The organism is Sodalis praecaptivus (genome assembly GCF_000517425.1).
GTDB classification, from domain to species: Bacteria; Pseudomonadota; Gammaproteobacteria; order Enterobacterales; family Enterobacteriaceae; genus Sodalis_A; species Sodalis_A praecaptivus.
Genome location: NZ_CP006569.1, coordinates 3285944 through 3301246, shown reverse-complemented (window position 1 = coordinate 3301246; position 15303 = coordinate 3285944). Strand labels below are relative to the sequence as shown.

The window sequence follows — 15303 nt, the reverse complement described above, 5'->3', positions numbered from 1 at the left end:
CAATGCCCAGAATTCACCGTATTTCCTGCGTCATTGACAAAAGCGATCACCCGATGGTGTATTTTTCTGTTTACCCAGAGCGAGCACAACGCCGTGTTATAGGCGGTTGCATGAATGATAAGGTAAAAAATTACATCACTAAGTAAGCCGTAATACAGTGAACAAAACCATCTTAATGTTTGATTCAATGATGCAGGAGGGAAATGTGAGTCAGATAATACCATTGCTAAATTATGAAGAGGGGTATAGGGAGATGCCTTATTACGATAGTCTCGGTTACCCAACGGCAGGTACAGGTATTTTGTTGGGTCCCAAGGGGACCCCGCTCTCGCATTATACATTTACCGTACCTAAGGACGTATCGGATGTATGGTTGCAAAACCTGGTGAAGCGAAAAGTTGACGAAATGCAGGCAACGCCTGACATCGCGGCGGCCATGAAGGCCTGCAATGGGCCCCGGCAGGATATTCTCATCAGTATGGCTTATCAAATGGGCGTCAATGGGCTGGCCAAATTCACCAATACATTGGCACTTATCGCCGCAGGTAATTTCACCGGTGCTGCGGCGGGAATGTTAAACAGTGCATGGGCGCGGCAAACGCCTAGCCGTGCTAAACGGCACGCGGAAGTGATGCGCACGGGAGTGTTTGCGACCTATCAGGGATTACTATGAGCGTGATAAGCCGCAGCCTGTTTATGCCGCTGCCTGCTGGGTTATGTTTTTTCATGAGGGTCGTTTATACCTCACAGACCAGGTCAGGCCTAAACCGGCAGGGTGCGGATGAATAGCTCAGAATGGTAATGTCGTCGGTGATGATAGAGGCACAGAGTTTTTTAGCTAATAGGCCTGAGCGTGACTTTGATAGTAACAGCGTGCCAACGTGAGGGAGGGGAAAGTTGACACGGTTATCGGCTGCAGAAATATCAGCATGCGTGCGTCATCAGTCTATTTTCGGTGATTTGATAGTGCAACGGTTGACCATTGAGCCAACGGTTAAATTCCTCTATGACATAATCAGCCAACCGGCGAGTTTCATCATTCATTGCGCCGGCGATATGGCTCGTAAGCCGAATATTGGGAAGCGTGTACAGCGGCGAACCCATCAAGGGTGGCTCAGGCGAGGTGACATCAAGCAGTGCAGTGAGATCCGGACGTAGTCTAAGAACATTCACCATCTCGGTTTCATTGATCTGCGCTCCCCGTCCGGTATTAATAAATACCGCGCCATGGCGCATGCGGGCAAAATGTTCCCCTTTAATCAAGCCGGCGTTGTCGCTACGGTTGGGCAAATGATTGCTGATAACAAAAGCCTGCTCAAAAGCGGATTCCAGCGAAACCGTGCGCCGCTTTGGCCGCGAGGGAATAACGAGAACGCGCAAATCAAATGCGCTGAGCAATGCCCGCAGCTTATCGGCAATCGCACCCGCGCCCAACAGCGCCACGGTGTCGCCATAGGCGCCCGGCGCGTAGCGGTGTTGACTTAGGGATTTAAATGATGATGGTCCGGTATAGTCTTGATTGACGCGGTAATAACCTTTGAACGCCAACAAGATCTGCGCCAGACAAAACTCTGCGACCGGAATGGCATTGGCCTGCCAGGCGCTGACGACTGTAATATTGCGCCGCAGGTAGGGGCGGCAAAAATAATCGGTGGCGCCGGCGGCGTAAAATAGGGCTTGCACATTAACCATCGCGTCGATAGCCGATTCCGGCAGCGTTGGCATCCCCCAACTGGAGAAAATGACGTCAATGTTTGCCAGCGCCTCCTGATGCTGGTGCCAATTTGCGCTGGAAATTACGATGGGATACACGTCAGCCAGCGCGGCTATCCGTTGCCGGCGACCTGCGCCATAAACCTGGTCGAGCTTGTGGGGATGATCGGAAAAAAAAACCGCGCGTATTGTCATCTCTCACCTCGCAGCGGGGGCGCCGAGGCAGACGCCCCCCGTGTCTGTTGATATTGCCTTACGGCAGGCCGTCGCCGCGATGGCCGGTAACGTCATCGCGGCGACACGCTCGTGCCGCATGCCTAAAAAACCGAATATTTACACACCGCCACGATGCTAGATAAGACCTGCTGCGGCGGCGGCAAAACCTAACACGATGAGCAGCAATAATACGCTATTAGGGCTGATTTTTTTCTGTAGCAAATAGAAGCATCCCAATACCAGCAGTAGCGGAATGAGCCCTACGCAGATCTTATCCAGCAGGTCTTGTAATACAAAAGGCTGGCCGGCGATGGTGGTTTTATAGGTGGTGGCAAACTTGACCATGACGGCGCTCATCGCACCCACCATCATTAACCCCATTATCGTAGCGGCCTTGGTAATGCACCCCAGCAACCCGGATTCGGTCGCTTGGGCGATATATTTAGAGCCAAGGCGATAGCCCATGACACCGCCGTAATAGCGCACCAGAAGATTCGGGATATTGTAGACCAGCAGATAAAGCAGCGGTCCCAAAAAATTACCCTGCGATGCCAAACCAATCGCGATACCGGTGGCGATGATGCGCAGTACGCCGTAGAAGAAAGAGTCGCCGATCCCGGCGAAAGGCCCCATCAAAGCGACTTTGATACCATTAATACTGGATGTATCAAAGGCCGGATTAGTCGCATTCTCTTTTTCCATCGATAGCGTCAACCCCATAATAAAGGGCGCCAACGCTTGATTGGTATTAAAAAACTGACTGTTGCGCTTTAACGCTTCCAGATATTGTTGCGGCTGGGGGTAGATTTTTTTGAGCATTGGGGCCAGCGTCCAGCCATAGCTGAGTCCCTCCATACGGGTATAGTTCATTGACCCAAGCAGCTGGAACTGGCGAAAAAACAGTTGGCGGAACATTTTGCTGGTTTCTTTGGTCTCCTGTCCGGCGGCTGCCTGGGAGAGCGTGTTGTCAGTCATTGAAAAACCCCTCTTTATCGTCCACGGCGGCGGGTGCGGTTGTGGTGACTTTTAAGCTGTTGAACATTTTGAGTTGATTGAATTCGGTAAAGCATAAGTAGACCGCTACCGCGCCTGCCAGGATGGCTATGCCCATAATGGGCAATTGCAAGTACGCCGCCAGCGCGAAGCCGATAAAGAAGAATGCCGCCAGCTGTTTGTTCCATAGCGATTTAAGCAAAATGGCGAATCCCAATGCCGGCAAAATACCGCCGACCGCGGTCATGCCGCGCATTACGGTGGGCGGAATACTTTCCACCAGCGAACGGATAACGTCCGTCCCATACAAAATGCCAAAAAAAGCGATGATGGCGAAAGGCACGCCGTAAAACAGCATCATGCCGAAGGTCATGCCTAATGCCGCTTTATCGCGACCGGCATTCAACAACGCATCGTATTTTTCCACCAATCCGGTATAAATCAACTTTTCGACCTGATAAACAAAGACCGCCAGCAGGCTAATGGGCAATGCCAGCGCTACCGCCACCGCCGGTTCGGCCTTGGTCAAAATAGTGAAGGCCGAAGCCAGTACGGAGCCCACCGCCAGATCGGCGGGAACCGACCCGCCAATAGTAATGGTGCCGAGGAAAATTAGCTCAAGCGAGGCGCCAATGATAATGCCCTGCTGGAAATCCCCCAATACAACACCCACCATTGCGCCACAGATCAGAGGGCGTTCCACCAGCGGTTGCCCCAGGCCGTGATCGCTGAATTTTGCGATATATAACACCAGAGCGACGAGTAAGGCTTGTGTGATCATAATAGGTCCCCAAAGATCATTAAGCGGATTTCAACATCTCGATGAAATTTTTGACCGGATGCGACGGCAGCACTTGATATTCCACGCTGACGCCCCGCGCGGCAATCGCCATAAAATCAGCGATGTCTTCCGGGGTAACATAGACGGTATCGGCCACACGGGTTTTCGCCGCCAGGTTATCGGTAATACGCCCATAATTGGCGATGTTAAGCGTTTTTATGGCGGGGAGGTGTTCGATAATCCGCCTGGCATCGGCCGGATGGTTAATAATCACCATAATCTTCATATTGACGGCCCTCGGATCGTTGAGGACCTCTTTAGCCTCGTCGACGGCCATAATGGCGCATTTCGCCGTATCGGGCGCCGCCATGCGCAGCGACATTTTTTGTACATCATTATTAATAATGTGATCGTTGGCCACCAGTATGCGGTTGACCCCTAAATATTTGGTCCAGACCACGGCGACTTGACCATGGATGAGACGGTCATCCAGCCGAATCAATGAAATCATAGTTAACGCTCCTAAACCGTACTTACCAGTACGGCGACCAGGGTTGAGATAAGCGAACTAACGCTTCAAAATAAAAATAATCGCCCCACAAATTGGCGACATTGATGCCCATATTGCGACCATAGTTATAAACGCCTTCACGAAGTAACCCGTCTTCCTGCCCGGTGCTATAGCGTTGCTGCAATTGACGCATTATTGTCGCTACGGCATGCAGATAGGCTGAACGATATTCGTCGGTCTGCGGGAGTTGTTTAAGCAGTTCAAGCATGCCGCACACGGCAATAGCGGCGGCGGAAGTATCACGCCAGGCACGATCTTGGTCGGTAAATATGAGATCCCAATAACAAATGAAATCGTCAGGCAAGCGATTTAGAAAATAGTGCGTTAATTTACGGGTTAATATCGGCAGCTGTGGATCGCCGGTGTAATTAAACCCTAGCGCGAAGCCGTAGATGCCCCAAGCTTGACCACGCGCCCAGCAGGAATTATCGCTGAAGCCCTGGTGGGTATCGCCCCCCAGCGCGTTGCCGGTATGAATGTCTAAATAATAAGTGTGGAACGTCGACGCATCGTCACGCACTAAATAGCGGGCAGCCTGACGCAAATGGGTCGCGGCGGCTGTGCGATAGGCGCTATTGCCGGTTTCGTTGGCAGCCCAAAACAGTAGCGGTAAATTCAGATTACAATCGATAATCATTCTGCCTTGACGCGCGGGATCGCGTAAATCCCCCCATGCCTGAATGACGCCGGCGGTTGCGTTATAGCGGCGATACAAATGCTCTGCCGCCGTTAACGCAATTTCACGGGCGTGGACGTTGCCGGTAATTTTCCAGGCGTTCACGCAGGAAAGCTGATAAAGGAAACCCAAATCGTGTGTATCGATATGAATACCTTTAGCCAGCCGCAGGGCAAAATCATCGAGAAATCTCTCCGCCACCCGGCGGTATTTATCATCGCCGGTCACCTGAAAGGCAAGCCAAAGCAGACCTGTCCAGAAACCTTCCGTCCAATCTACTTTCTCCACCGCCAGATAGCGCCCGTCTACGGCGCAGGCGGCGGGGAAAGTCGAGCTAAAGCGGGGCAACTGTGCGTCTATTTTCGCCAGTACCTGCTGAATTGCCTGCGCTAGTTCGCTTTGATTCAGACGGGCGGGCGTCCGTTGAAAACGCGTCGCCAAAGGTTCTAATATTACCCTGTTCATGACAACGCCTTGGTGGAAAAAAAATCATCATTGTTATCGTGTTCATCGGAGGCGCCAGCATCAGCAGCAAGCAGGATTTCCGGCAGTCGGTTAACGTAGCACATGGCGTCGGTGGCCATGGCAATGGCCGCCGTAATGCGTAGCGCCGTCGTCGGCTGTTCCGATAGACAAAATTCCATCAGCATGATGAGGTTTGCCCCCGCAATGACATGAAGTTGCGGGTGGCGCATCATCACCAGGATCGCGGTGTTATTGACGCTGCCGCCGAGCATATCGGTAAAAAGAATGACCTCGTTTCCACGACCCGCGGCGTCCAGCGTCAAATTATCCAGGTACTGCTCCAGTTCGGCGGTATTGCTGATATCGCCGCAGTAGGCGCAAATGGGTGTGACGCCATGATCGTCGCCAATTAATAAGCTGAGACCGGAAACGATACCTCTGGCATATTCTCCGTGGCTCGCGATATAGATTTCTCGCATGTCGACTCCTTTACTGTTTATCTGGGTCATCAACGCAAAGCAGCTTTCATGCCAGTTATTTTTTTGTATAAGTAACAGGGAGATAAATCTATTTTCGACGCTTGATATCAGTGTCGAAGGGGTGTGTCCATACCGACAGGCGGGCGAGTAAAGAGCACAAACGGGGGGCCGGCCACCGGTTCAAGCAGATTAGTCGGGATCGATCCAGGGCTCCATAATTTCATAAACCATCAACATTTCGGTTAACGGCAGGGCGATATGATATTTGCGTACCAGCGCTTGATAAAAGGTCGGCTGTAACGCGACAAATTGGTGCTGGGGCTCGGTAAGCGTAGCCTGGTCGCGGTTGTCCATGCCGGCGTTGACCATCAAGCGTTCTATCATTAACGCAATGTGCATGAAGAGATTCATTCGTAGGTAGCTTTCAAAATGGCGTTTATAAAAAGACTCATATTGTTTGATCACCGCCTCCACCTCGTCGATAACCACCGAAGGATTAAGGAAGTTCAGCCTGCCGGCGACGCCTTCAACGGTAAATAGCTTAACAACCTCATCAATCATTGGTTCCAGCGCGGTCGGGCTGACAAGATCGGTAAAGTACTTCTGCCGCAGCACGGATGCTTTCTCTTTTACCAACTGATGGACGCTTAATGACGGCAGGTAACCCGCTTCAAGATCGGTGGTGGTGATAATCAATCGCGTGCCGTTGAGGGCCTGCGCGTCGTGGGCGATTTTCCATTTTAGATCATCATACTCCAGGGTAATAATCTCTATGTTTTCACCTGCCAGGTAGCGCTGAACGATATCCTTAAGCTTTTTGGCGATGCCTTCGCCTGAAATGCATGAAATGATTATTTTATTGCCCGGCAGCAGCCCCTGATAATACCGTGCTTCAATCTCATAGGCGCCCTGGAGCCCTTCGATAATGGCTTTCATCGGTACGCGATGTTGAATTTTGCCGGCGATATCCAGCGCCATAGCGGTACTGACATTATTGACCACCAGCAGCTCACAATGGAGATGCAATTTAATTTCCTGATATATCTCCTTTAACGAGCCCATATCCACCAGAATAATCAACCCGCCGCGGGTCGTGAAATTGTTGAGATGGTCAATCAGGCGATCAATGATAGCTCGCGTCGAGACGGAATAGGGCATATCGAAAGCTTTAAGATAAAATCCACCGCTTAACTTATTGGCAATACCGGCGATACTGGTCGCGGTTGCCCTGCCGTGGGCGACGATTATCCCCTGAATAACATCGTCATCGCCGACCTGACGCGTGAAGACGGTGCCGAGTAGCGGCATTAACAAAGGCAGCGGCTGTTCCGTCACATGCTGGTGCAGCAATCGGATGGTCTCTTGCGCCAGCATGCGTGCTTTTTGCGCGACATAGTCGGTGATATCGTTGAGCTGCTCTAACGTCGCCGCGTCGGACTGCTGATGCAAAGCATAATTTAGGCAGAGGTAAATGGCCTTGCGTCCGTCTTGGCCGATTTCCTGCCCGCTCAGCTCTTCTAACTCATCTACCGCATACGTGACCTTCTGCCATAGGTAACCGGCGTACCATTGCGGATGAGGGAGAATGCCGCTGATGGCGGATAAGCGGTGTTCCAGTTTGCGGATCAGGAGTAACACATTCCCGCTGTGACAAAATTCCTGGAAGATAACGTCGTCCGTCATCGCTTTCGGCAATAGGGCAGACACCGTCAGGCCGGTGCGCCCTTCGGTTTGCCAGTGAAACGTTGTCGTGTCGTCGCGGGACAGCGGTTCACAAGGCGAGGCGGAATTGACTATCAGCGTCTGCCCGGGAGCGCTTTCGCTCCAGGCGGTGGCACACAGCACTTTAATCTGATTTTTCAACTCGCCAATATTGCCGCGAATGGGGGACGTCACCAGTTGATTTAACAAGGCCGTGCTGAGAGTAATATTCTGCTCAAGGCACTGTGCTTCGCGCAGAAAAAAATCTTCCACCAAAGCGACTCTTTCCGTCAACGGGCGTGAGGCGAAGTTGGGCAATTCTACCTTGATCGGAATGCGACGCCGGAAAGTGTTGAGTAATACGTGATCGGTATTTTCAGTGGTGGCGAAGATGAAGCGGATATGGGCCGGGTGTTTCACCCGGTTGTCGCCCAATCGATGAAAATAGCCTTTATCCATAAACAAGAACAGCTTTTCTTGATTCTCGGCGGACAGGCGATGAACTTCATCTAAAAATAGGAAACCGTCGTGGGCTTCATCGAGTAAGCCGTTTTTTTCCCGATCGGCGCCGGTAAAGGCCCCTTTGATATAGCCAAAGAGCATCGCGGAAAGCAGTTCGGGATTATTCGCGTAATCCGCACAGTTCAACTCTATCAGCGCTTTATCGGGTTTTATCACGCCACGTTCCTGCGCATAGCGGTGGATGATGCCTGCGACAAAACTCTTACCCACACCGCTTTCGCCGACCAACAGCAGCGGCAGACCGCCGGAAGGGTAGTCAACGGCTGAACGGCAAAGCGCGACCTGTTCGCGCAGGCTGCCCTCATCCCCGATAAGCTTGCTAAAAACATCCTGACGGCGTGGCGGCATCGCCGTGACGGCGCACCCGTCGGCGGCCGCGATATAAAACCGCACCGGACGGCCGGGGTGTTTGCACAGTTTGCCATCCTCACACAGGCGGTTGAGATAGTGGCTAATAACGCTGCGGTTGACGACCAGGAATTGGGCGCAATCCTGGGCGGTGAAACCGGCATGATGATGCGCATAGCGCGCGACGATGTTTTGATAGATTTTTTCTTTGGCGGTCATAGTGATCATCAGTGAGGTCAACAAGGCGCCAGTGTGACACCGCGCCGACGACGCCTTGGCCATCTTTACGCCGCAGATGAGACACTGGCTTCGACTCTAGCCGCTGGACACTTGCAGTGTCGGGCCAACACTAAAGAAATGAAACGCCATTTTGATAATTACATGAGACGGGTCACACTATTACCTCTATCCCGCTGCCCCAGGGGAATCGCTTATCGACCGTCCCGCTGTTTCGGGCAAAAGTGGAAAACGGGAAGCCACCAATGGGAAGCACGTTGACGCAAGACGGGGCGCTATAAGCTGATGAGCTTATTCAGCCATCGGCTCTGGCTTAGTAGGCAACAAAGAAGGTAGGACGCGATAAAGGCCAGCAGCGAATAACAAAAGATATAACCGTAGGCCGACAAAAAACGAAATTTTGGATACAGGGTGTGATGAATCCAGCCGCCGTTGATTTCCATAATGAATATATTATGCACCAGATAAATGCCTAGAGTTTTACTGCCCACGTGGGAAATCATCTTTTCCAGTCGTCCGACGCGGCTGCATAACAGCAAGACGAAAACGCTGACGGCGGATACCTGGAGAAAAAGGTTGTAGGTTTTACCGTAGAAGAAATCGATACCCCAGCGCTGGGTTAAGACGACCAGTAGCGTGAAACTCGCTATCGCCAGGAGTAGCATCCCGCCAGTGAGCCTGCCTGACAGGTGGCGCGGCTGGAAAAAGAGGCCGAGGTAGCCCCCCAGTAAAAAGCTCAGCAGCCCCGTTATTTGACTCGACATGAGTAACGCCGGGTGGATAACATCGGCGATGCCCAGTGCCGCGTTAAGCACTTTTTCCACTAACGATACGTTAGCGATAACAAAGAGAGCAGCGATGACGTTTGTCAGCATTTTTTGCTGCGTTTTGACAAAAGCGAATCGGAGCAGCGGCAAAAGGAAATAAAGGTTAATTATGGAAAATAAAAACCATAAGTGGCTGGCATCGCTCATGCAGGTGTCAAGATTAATAAATGCCAGAAAATCATGATGTTCAACTTCAGTAAATGACGCAATAAAGAAGTTATCGTAAACATAATAAAAGGATAGCCAGAAGATGAGCGCAATGCCCACGTTTTTGGCTTTATTATAGGCATAGGAAAACTGGTCACTGTGCCGGTTGTTTAACAAGAAATAGCCACTGGCCATATAGAACATCACTACACCAAACTGACCTAATTGTCGCGCGGCAAGCGCGCCAAAATCCTCCGGCGATTGCAATAGAAAATAGAGCGTGACGTGGGAGACGATGACCAGATAAATCGACAAGATTTTGATAAAATCAATGCTATAAATTCGCAACGCGATAACCTCTGATAAATATAATGCTAAAAAAATAACATGATCATCGATGAACAATTAAGTTACTCCTGGATAATAAGTTGTTATGTTTTAACTCGCATGATGATAAAACCAGCAAGGAAAATAATTTCAAATCGCCGGGCGCTATTTAGACAACCTGCAATGACCCCATTCTGATGATAATTTGGGAGAGTGGGGCAAACCTGAACAATGCACTACCCTTGGCTAAATGCCTGCAATGCGAGGGAGAAATCGCGAAGGACTCCCCCTCCGCTAGCGCTAAAGCGGTGCGCCGCAGGGTGTAATTTTCCCTGTCAGTATGGAATACCGTCAACAATAGGGGAAACGGTTCAGTGTGCATCTAACCCGTCCCAAAGAGCGATCCGCCCTAGTCGTCTAGTGAAGATTTATGGAAATGGGCCGGCGTTAAAACGAAAAAATGCCCGCGCAATGCGGGCAATGCAAAGGACGTACAGCACTATCTGGTTATATGACGCCTGAGAAGTATGGGGTGAATAAATGACGGCAAGATGACAATCTGGGAAGCATGTGCGGTTATCAAAACCCGCGATTCACCCTCTGTGCGGCACCGTTGGCGCTAGCGTTGCAACGCGCCATTCGCCCCATGCGGCACCCGCGCCAATCGCTGTACGATGAACGGGCAAAGAGTGATAACCTTTTAGGATTATTCCTTATATAAATAATCACGTATTGTGATAGATTAATTTTTAGTCACACTGGGGAATTATAACAACGCTTCTTCTGCTAGCCCGCTTCGACGGGCATTTTTTTTACCTGTTTCCAAAGAGGGGCCGCGGCGCCAGCCTGCGCATACGCGCCAGGCTGCGCATACGCGCTAGCCGTGTCTGTCCTTAGCCGAGCAGCCCACTGTGCGGCTCACGCCAATGGCCGTTGGCCAGCGTCCGGCCCTGTTACCCACAGCCTTGGACGGTGGGCCCCGTGCCCGGCTGTATTATCCACGGCCTTGGACGGTGGGCCCCGTGCCCGGCTCTATTATTCACGGCCTTGGCCGGTGGGCTCTGCTACCGGCTTTAACTCCCTCACGGCTGCCCACACCGGCGTCATGGCGATGTTGCCGTTATGCGCGGCGATGGCGTTATGCTTTCTCTGGCGCAGATGACGCTTCGCGCGTTATTCTTTTGGCCGACGGGGCGCGTGCCACGGCTTTTTTTCTGCCGCCGACCTGCGTCAAATCGCGGTAAGATAATCGTGCGCGTGACAGCAAGAGCGCCGGCGCGACGGTGCAGGGTTTTGCCGCGCAGCCAGGATGACCAGGGGAGCCCATGATGCCAGGCATGCCAGCCAACGTTCACCTTGAAACAAACCGTGCCCAGTTCCGTTTGCCGCCTGGTCTGGAGGGCGTGGAGCTTTACCGGGCGCATATGCTGAGCCATACCTTTGAACCTCATAGCCATGATGCGTTTGGCTTAGGTCTTATCGACGCTGGGGCGGAACGGTTCCGCTATCGCGGCGCGTTGCACCTTGCTCCCCGCCAATCGCTGGTGATGATGAATCCCGACGAGCTGCATACCGGCGAGGCGGTGACCGAGGAAGGCTGGCGTTATCGGATGATATACATTGCACCGCCTACGCTTTTTGCGCTCAGCGGCGAGAGTGGATGGTGGTTTGGCGACGCGGTACGCCAGGATCCGGCGCGCGCCCTCGTCTTATCGCGGCTGCTGGATGCACTGTGGCACGGTCAGGATGCGCTTTGCTGCGCCGGCCTGTTGCTCGAGATAGCCTGTTTGTTGCGTCCCCATGCGCGCGTGGCGGAGCGGCCGCAGCAGGCGGCGCCGCACCGTCTCGATAGGGTCCGCGACTACATCGTGGCGTATTATGCCCACGTCATCACCCTCAAAGAAATGGCGAGTCTGGTCTCTTTGAGCCCCTACCATTTTTTGCGTCAATTCAAAGCGCGGTTTCACGCTACGCCCCATCAGATGCTAATGGCCTACCGGTTGAACCAGGCCAAACGGATGCTCGCGCGCGGTATGGCGGCGGCTGACGTTGCCGCCGCCGTGGGCTTGGCCGATCAGGCGCATCTTACCCGCGCATTTGCTTTACGTTACGGTACTACGCCGGTCCGCTATCAAAAGCAGGTGGTGTCGGCGGCATGCTGACCGCAATCTCATACAATATTTTACTGTTTGAACCAGGCACACTCAGGGACGATCCTTACAAACAACAGGAAACATGATGATAACAGGGATATTTTTCGCGCTTGGCGCGGGCTTATTATGGGGACTGATTTTCGTGGGTCCCCTGCTGGTACCGGATTACCCCGGCGCCTTGCAATCAGCGGGGCGCTATGTCGCCTTTGGGCTTATCGCCCTGCCGCTGGCCTGGTATGACCGGCATCGGTTAAAGCGGTTGCAGCGACAGGATTGGGTGGAGGCGGTGAAATTATCGCTGGTCGGTAATTTGATTTATTACACCTGCCTGAGCAGCGCCATACAGCGCACGGGAGCGCCGATTTCCACCATGATTATCGGCACGCTACCGGTAGTACTGGCGGTGAGCGCCAATGTCGCCTACGGTCGTGACGAAGGCACATTGCCGTGGGGGCGGCTGTCGCCGGCTTTATTATTAATCGCCGCCGGTCTGGTGTGCGTGAACGCCGCCGAGTTAAGTCAGAGCACGCAGCCGTTCCACCTGTTGCGCTATTTGAGCGGCATTGCCCTGGCGCTAATCGCCGTGGTGTGCTGGACCTGGTATCCCTTGCGCAACGCGCGCTGGCTACGGCGCCACCCCTGCCATAAACCCACTACCTGGGCCACGGCGCAGGGGCTTGCTACGCTGCCGCTGGCCGCGGCGGCCTATGGGATGATTTGCCTGGGTCTGGGGTTCACCCATCCGACGTTCTCCCTGCCGTTCGGTCCGCGGCCGCTGGTGTTCGTGCCGTTGATGATCGCCATCGGTTTGCTGTGCTCCTGGTTGGGGGCGTTTTGCTGGAACGAGGCAAGCCAGCGCTTGCCCACGGTGCTGGTGGGGCCGCTTATCGTATTTGAAACGCTGGCCGGCCTGACCTATACCTTTTTGCTGCGACAGGCATGGCCGCCGATGTTATCCCTTACCGGCATCGCCTGCCTGATCATCGGCGTCGCCTATGCGGTCAGTATCAAACCGCAGCCGGTGAAAAAAATCGTTTCGCTCTAAGCGCCAGACGACCGCCGGCGCGGCGGTCGTTTAGACGCCCTTGGCTTTTTCTTTTCTCGGCCGCAGCGCGCCGGTATGATCATAATAGCGGCTCGGCCAGATCTCCGCCGCCGGCACGCCGATAACCTCGGCTATCACTCTCTCCCCCTTAGGCCACGGGCGGTGCAGCGTGTTGGACAACGTAGTGGAGCTTAAGCCAAAGGCGCGGGACAGGGCGGCCAGGGAAGTACCGCGTTTACGTAATGCAGCTATAATATCAGCCTTGTGCCAGTCTTCCTTCATGCACACTTCTCCTGTGGTGTTTGAATCTCCTGCTACAATACTACGTTATTCGTAGTTCTAATGACAAGCCGAAACTACGATTATCGTAGCTATGATCACACGACCCTCTTATCTCGATGTTTTTTGCCGGCGGTTGAAACAGGCGCGGCAGGCCAAGGGGCTCTCTCAGAAGCAGTTGGGTATTGCGGCGGGAATCGATGAATTTGTCGCCAGTACGCGTATCAATCGCTATGAGAAGGGCGTCCATGAGGCCAACATTCAGATTGCCCAGCATTTGGCAACGGTACTCGACGTGCCTCTCGCTTACCTGTATACCGAAGACGATGAGCTTGCGGAGTTGATGCTTATCTTTCTGGCGCTGGCGAAGCCGGGTCGTGGGGAAGTGATGAACGTCGCGCGCCGCCAGCGATCAGAGTAAGGCAAGGGCCGGATAATCTGGGCGTGCTGTTCGTTGAGGAATTTTAACCATAAAAAAAGCTGCCGCGGCAGCTTTTTTTTCGTCGCAAGGACGCTGTTACATCATGGCGCCGGGCGGCACATCTTTAACGGTGTTCAGGTAAGACGCCAGGATTTTTTTGATAAAGTTACGGAATTTCATCTTGTTCCTCGACCAGTTCGGTTTGTTGCCAATTATTAATTCTGCTGCGGTTATAATATGACCTTCGTCACAATAATGCAAGTTTTTGTGATACGCGTCACACAAAAAATCGCCACATCCCCCTTTTTAGCCCGCCATTCGCCGCCACTGACGCCGACACGCAACATCGTGACAACCTGCACGCGGTCGTCTGCGGCACCCCCTGCATCGTTGCGCTAAGGTTTGCTCCGTGGCTCCTACATTGAACGCTATTCACCCAATAAGCGGGACTGGAGGCAAAAATGATTCAGGATGAAGCAGCAATGTTGTTAGACGGCGGGGAGGGGAGATGAGGGGGTTTACAGGTATGCTTAAAAGCGTCGGTCATGGCCGCCACTCGCTCAGTAAATGGACCCAAGCCATCGCCTTTTTAACCTGTACAGGCGTTATTTGCTGGTACTCCTACCATTTGCGCCTCAGTGAATGGATGTTCGGTCTGTACTTTGGGGTCGCGGTAGGGGCGAACGTCCTGAATAAAAAAATCGCCATGGATAAGGCGCTGGAGGATAAACGCGTTGATGTCGCTTCCGTTGTCGCCGATGCCTGTCAGCCGGCGGGGGAAAATCAATGACAACGCTATTGTCATGTCCTGGCATCATCGCCACCCTACTCGGGGCGGTGATGGGGTTACTGATGGTGGCATTCGGTTGTGGCCGCGCGCGGGGGCGTGCCGCGGCGCAAAAACGGGCCGCGGCGCAGCGCGAGGCGGCGCAGCGTCAGGCGATAGCGCATATCGTGCAGCGGCAAAATGAGGTTCACAAGACGGCAGGGGGGATCAAGGATGAAATTAATCGTTTGTCTGCTGGCGATGTCGATAGCCGGCTGCGGAAAAAATGGCGCTATCCCGATGCCGCCGGCGATCGTTGATACCGGTTGCAGCTGGGTGACGCCGCTGTATCTGACCGACAGGGATATCGACCTGCTGGATGCGCGTACCAAAAAAGCGCTGCTAATGCATAACGAAACCGTGGAGAAAAATTGTGGCGCCTCGGGCACCGAGACGCTATCCAGGTCGTCAGCGGCCGAGAAGTGCGGGTCGCGTTACCTTATTCCTGGCGACGACGATGCCATAAATATTTCCCCCGGCGCGCTAGATTGACCTCTAGGCGCAAGGAGGGCACCGCGCACCGCCAAACAGTGCGTGGAACAACGGGGGCGAGGCCGGCGGTTCGTCCAGCGCACT

General features: G+C 53.2%; 17 protein-coding genes. 7 read left to right on the top strand and 10 right to left on the bottom strand.

Translation table 11 applies throughout. The annotated features are described in order from the left end of the window. Nucleotides 1-205 precede the first annotated feature (205 nt). Nucleotides 206-673, top strand: coding sequence for a glycoside hydrolase family protein (locus SANT_RS14580; RefSeq protein ID WP_025423011.1), 468 nt, complete (start codon nt 206-208; stop codon nt 671-673). Nucleotides 674-924: 251 nt separating this feature from the next. Here the strand turns inward: SANT_RS14580 and SANT_RS14575 are convergent, their stop codons facing one another. From SANT_RS14575 to SANT_RS14540, 8 genes are all read right to left on the bottom strand, one after another. Continuing rightward, entirely contained in the window at nt 925-1908 is a 984-nt protein-coding gene (locus SANT_RS14575; protein WP_025423010.1) for a hydroxyacid dehydrogenase, read from the bottom strand. Between the two features lie 156 nt (nt 1909-2064). After that, nucleotides 2065-2904 carry a PTS system mannose/fructose/sorbose family transporter subunit IID gene (locus tag SANT_RS14570; RefSeq protein ID WP_025423009.1) on the bottom strand — a complete coding sequence of 280 codons (840 nt, stop codon included), beginning with the start codon at nt 2902-2904 and terminating at the stop codon, nt 2065-2067. Then, the gene (locus SANT_RS14565) at nt 2897-3703 is read right to left on the bottom strand and encodes a PTS mannose/fructose/sorbose/N-acetylgalactosamine transporter subunit IIC (RefSeq protein WP_025423008.1); all 807 of its coding nucleotides are present in this window, start codon (nt 3701-3703) and stop codon (nt 2897-2899) included. The genes SANT_RS14570 and SANT_RS14565 overlap by 8 nt, the downstream gene beginning before the upstream one ends. A 19-nt stretch (nt 3704-3722) precedes the next feature. Next, on the bottom strand, nt 3723-4214 hold the full coding sequence (locus SANT_RS14560; RefSeq protein ID WP_025423007.1) for a PTS sugar transporter subunit IIB: 492 nt from the start codon (nt 4212-4214) through the stop codon (nt 3723-3725). A 22-nt stretch (nt 4215-4236) separates the two neighbouring features. Next, entirely contained in the window at nt 4237-5415 is a 1179-nt protein-coding gene (locus tag SANT_RS14555; protein ID WP_025423006.1) for a glycoside hydrolase family 88 protein, read from the bottom strand. Further along, nucleotides 5412-5894, bottom strand: a complete 483-nt coding sequence (locus SANT_RS14550) for a PTS sugar transporter subunit IIA (protein WP_025423005.1) — start codon at nt 5892-5894, stop codon at nt 5412-5414. Before SANT_RS14550 ends, SANT_RS14555 begins: the two co-directional genes overlap by 4 nt. Nucleotides 5895-6083: 189 nt before the next feature. After that, the gene (locus SANT_RS14545; RefSeq protein ID WP_025423004.1) at nt 6084-8690 is read right to left on the bottom strand and encodes a sigma 54-interacting transcriptional regulator; all 2607 of its coding nucleotides are present in this window, start codon (nt 8688-8690) and stop codon (nt 6084-6086) included. A 287-nt stretch (nt 8691-8977) separates the two neighbouring features. Continuing rightward, a complete protein-coding gene (locus tag SANT_RS14540; RefSeq protein WP_025423003.1) occupies nt 8978-10024 on the bottom strand; it encodes an acyltransferase in 1047 nt (348 codons plus the stop codon). Between the two features lie 1307 nt (nt 10025-11331). Here SANT_RS14540 and SANT_RS14535 point away from each other — a divergent pair. Both SANT_RS14535 and SANT_RS14530 read left to right on the top strand, forming a co-directional pair. Then, on the top strand, nt 11332-12165 hold the full coding sequence (locus tag SANT_RS14535; RefSeq protein ID WP_025423002.1) for an AraC family transcriptional regulator: 834 nt from the start codon (nt 11332-11334) through the stop codon (nt 12163-12165). A gap of 76 nt (nt 12166-12241) precedes the next feature. Further along, nucleotides 12242-13201, top strand: a complete 960-nt coding sequence (locus SANT_RS14530; protein WP_025423001.1) for a DMT family transporter — start codon at nt 12242-12244, stop codon at nt 13199-13201. Nucleotides 13202-13231: 30 nt separating this feature from the next. On the opposite strand, the gene SANT_RS14525 is transcribed toward SANT_RS14530, so the two are convergent. After that, nucleotides 13232-13483 (bottom strand): helix-turn-helix domain-containing protein, encoded by a 252-nt coding sequence (locus tag SANT_RS14525; RefSeq protein WP_025244642.1) that lies wholly within the window; start codon nt 13481-13483, stop codon nt 13232-13234. A 91-nt stretch (nt 13484-13574) separates the two neighbouring features. Here SANT_RS14525 and SANT_RS14520 point away from each other — a divergent pair, with 91 nt between their 5' ends. Continuing rightward, nucleotides 13575-13901 carry a helix-turn-helix domain-containing protein gene (locus SANT_RS14520; protein WP_025423000.1) on the top strand — a complete coding sequence of 109 codons (327 nt, stop codon included), beginning with the start codon at nt 13575-13577 and terminating at the stop codon, nt 13899-13901. Nucleotides 13902-13997: 96 nt separating this feature from the next. Here SANT_RS14520 and azuC read toward each other — a convergent pair whose 3' ends face one another. Next, entirely contained in the window at nt 13998-14081 is an 84-nt protein-coding gene (azuC, locus tag SANT_RS24890) for a stress response protein AzuC (protein ID WP_215670137.1), read from the bottom strand. Nucleotides 14082-14409: 328 nt separating this feature from the next. On the opposite strand from azuC, the gene SANT_RS14515 reads away from it, so the two are divergent. Genes SANT_RS14515 through SANT_RS14510 form a run of 3 tightly spaced genes read left to right on the top strand, consistent with a single transcriptional unit; the run spans nt 14410 to nt 15219 of the window. Next, complete coding sequence (locus SANT_RS14515; RefSeq protein WP_148296295.1) at nt 14410-14691, top strand: hypothetical protein; 282 nt, start codon at nt 14410-14412, stop codon at nt 14689-14691. Beyond that, complete coding sequence (locus SANT_RS24185) at nt 14688-14987, top strand: hypothetical protein (RefSeq protein ID WP_071882033.1); 300 nt, start codon at nt 14688-14690, stop codon at nt 14985-14987. The genes SANT_RS14515 and SANT_RS24185 overlap by 4 nt, the downstream gene beginning before the upstream one ends. Continuing rightward, nucleotides 14902-15219 (top strand): hypothetical protein, encoded by a 318-nt coding sequence (locus SANT_RS14510; RefSeq protein ID WP_038668621.1) that lies wholly within the window; start codon nt 14902-14904, stop codon nt 15217-15219. The genes SANT_RS24185 and SANT_RS14510 overlap by 86 nt, the downstream gene beginning before the upstream one ends. Nucleotides 15220-15303 lie beyond the last annotated feature (84 nt).

What these genes read in the sequence shown, in the direction of transcription:
- SANT_RS14575 (WP_025423010.1), bottom strand. Translation starts at nt 1,908, where the DNA reads ATGACAATACGCGCGGTTTTTTTTTCCGATCATCCCCACAAGCTCGAC.
- SANT_RS14570 (WP_025423009.1), bottom strand. Translation starts at nt 2,904, where the DNA reads ATGACTGACAACACGCTCTCCCAGGCAGCCGCCGGACAGGAGACCAAA.
- SANT_RS14565 (WP_025423008.1), bottom strand. Translation starts at nt 3,703, where the DNA reads ATGATCACACAAGCCTTACTCGTCGCTCTGGTGTTATATATCGCAAAA.
- SANT_RS14560 (WP_025423007.1), bottom strand. Translation starts at nt 4,214, where the DNA reads ATGATTTCATTGATTCGGCTGGATGACCGTCTCATCCATGGTCAAGTC.
- SANT_RS14555 (WP_025423006.1), bottom strand. Translation starts at nt 5,415, where the DNA reads ATGAACAGGGTAATATTAGAACCTTTGGCGACGCGTTTTCAACGGACG.
- SANT_RS14550 (WP_025423005.1), bottom strand. Translation starts at nt 5,894, where the DNA reads ATGCGAGAAATCTATATCGCGAGCCACGGAGAATATGCCAGAGGTATC.
- SANT_RS14535 (WP_025423002.1), top strand. Translation starts at nt 11,332, where the DNA reads ATGCCAGGCATGCCAGCCAACGTTCACCTTGAAACAAACCGTGCCCAG.
- SANT_RS14530 (WP_025423001.1), top strand. Translation starts at nt 12,242, where the DNA reads ATGATAACAGGGATATTTTTCGCGCTTGGCGCGGGCTTATTATGGGGA.
- SANT_RS14525 (WP_025244642.1), bottom strand. Translation starts at nt 13,483, where the DNA reads ATGAAGGAAGACTGGCACAAGGCTGATATTATAGCTGCATTACGTAAA.
- SANT_RS14520 (WP_025423000.1), top strand. Translation starts at nt 13,575, where the DNA reads ATGATCACACGACCCTCTTATCTCGATGTTTTTTGCCGGCGGTTGAAA.
- azuC (WP_215670137.1), bottom strand. Translation starts at nt 14,081, where the DNA reads ATGAAATTCCGTAACTTTATCAAAAAAATCCTGGCGTCTTACCTGAAC.
- SANT_RS14515 (WP_148296295.1), top strand. Translation starts at nt 14,410, where the DNA reads ATGAGGGGGTTTACAGGTATGCTTAAAAGCGTCGGTCATGGCCGCCAC.
- SANT_RS24185 (WP_071882033.1), top strand. Translation starts at nt 14,688, where the DNA reads ATGACAACGCTATTGTCATGTCCTGGCATCATCGCCACCCTACTCGGG.
- SANT_RS14510 (WP_038668621.1), top strand. Translation starts at nt 14,902, where the DNA reads ATGAAATTAATCGTTTGTCTGCTGGCGATGTCGATAGCCGGCTGCGGA.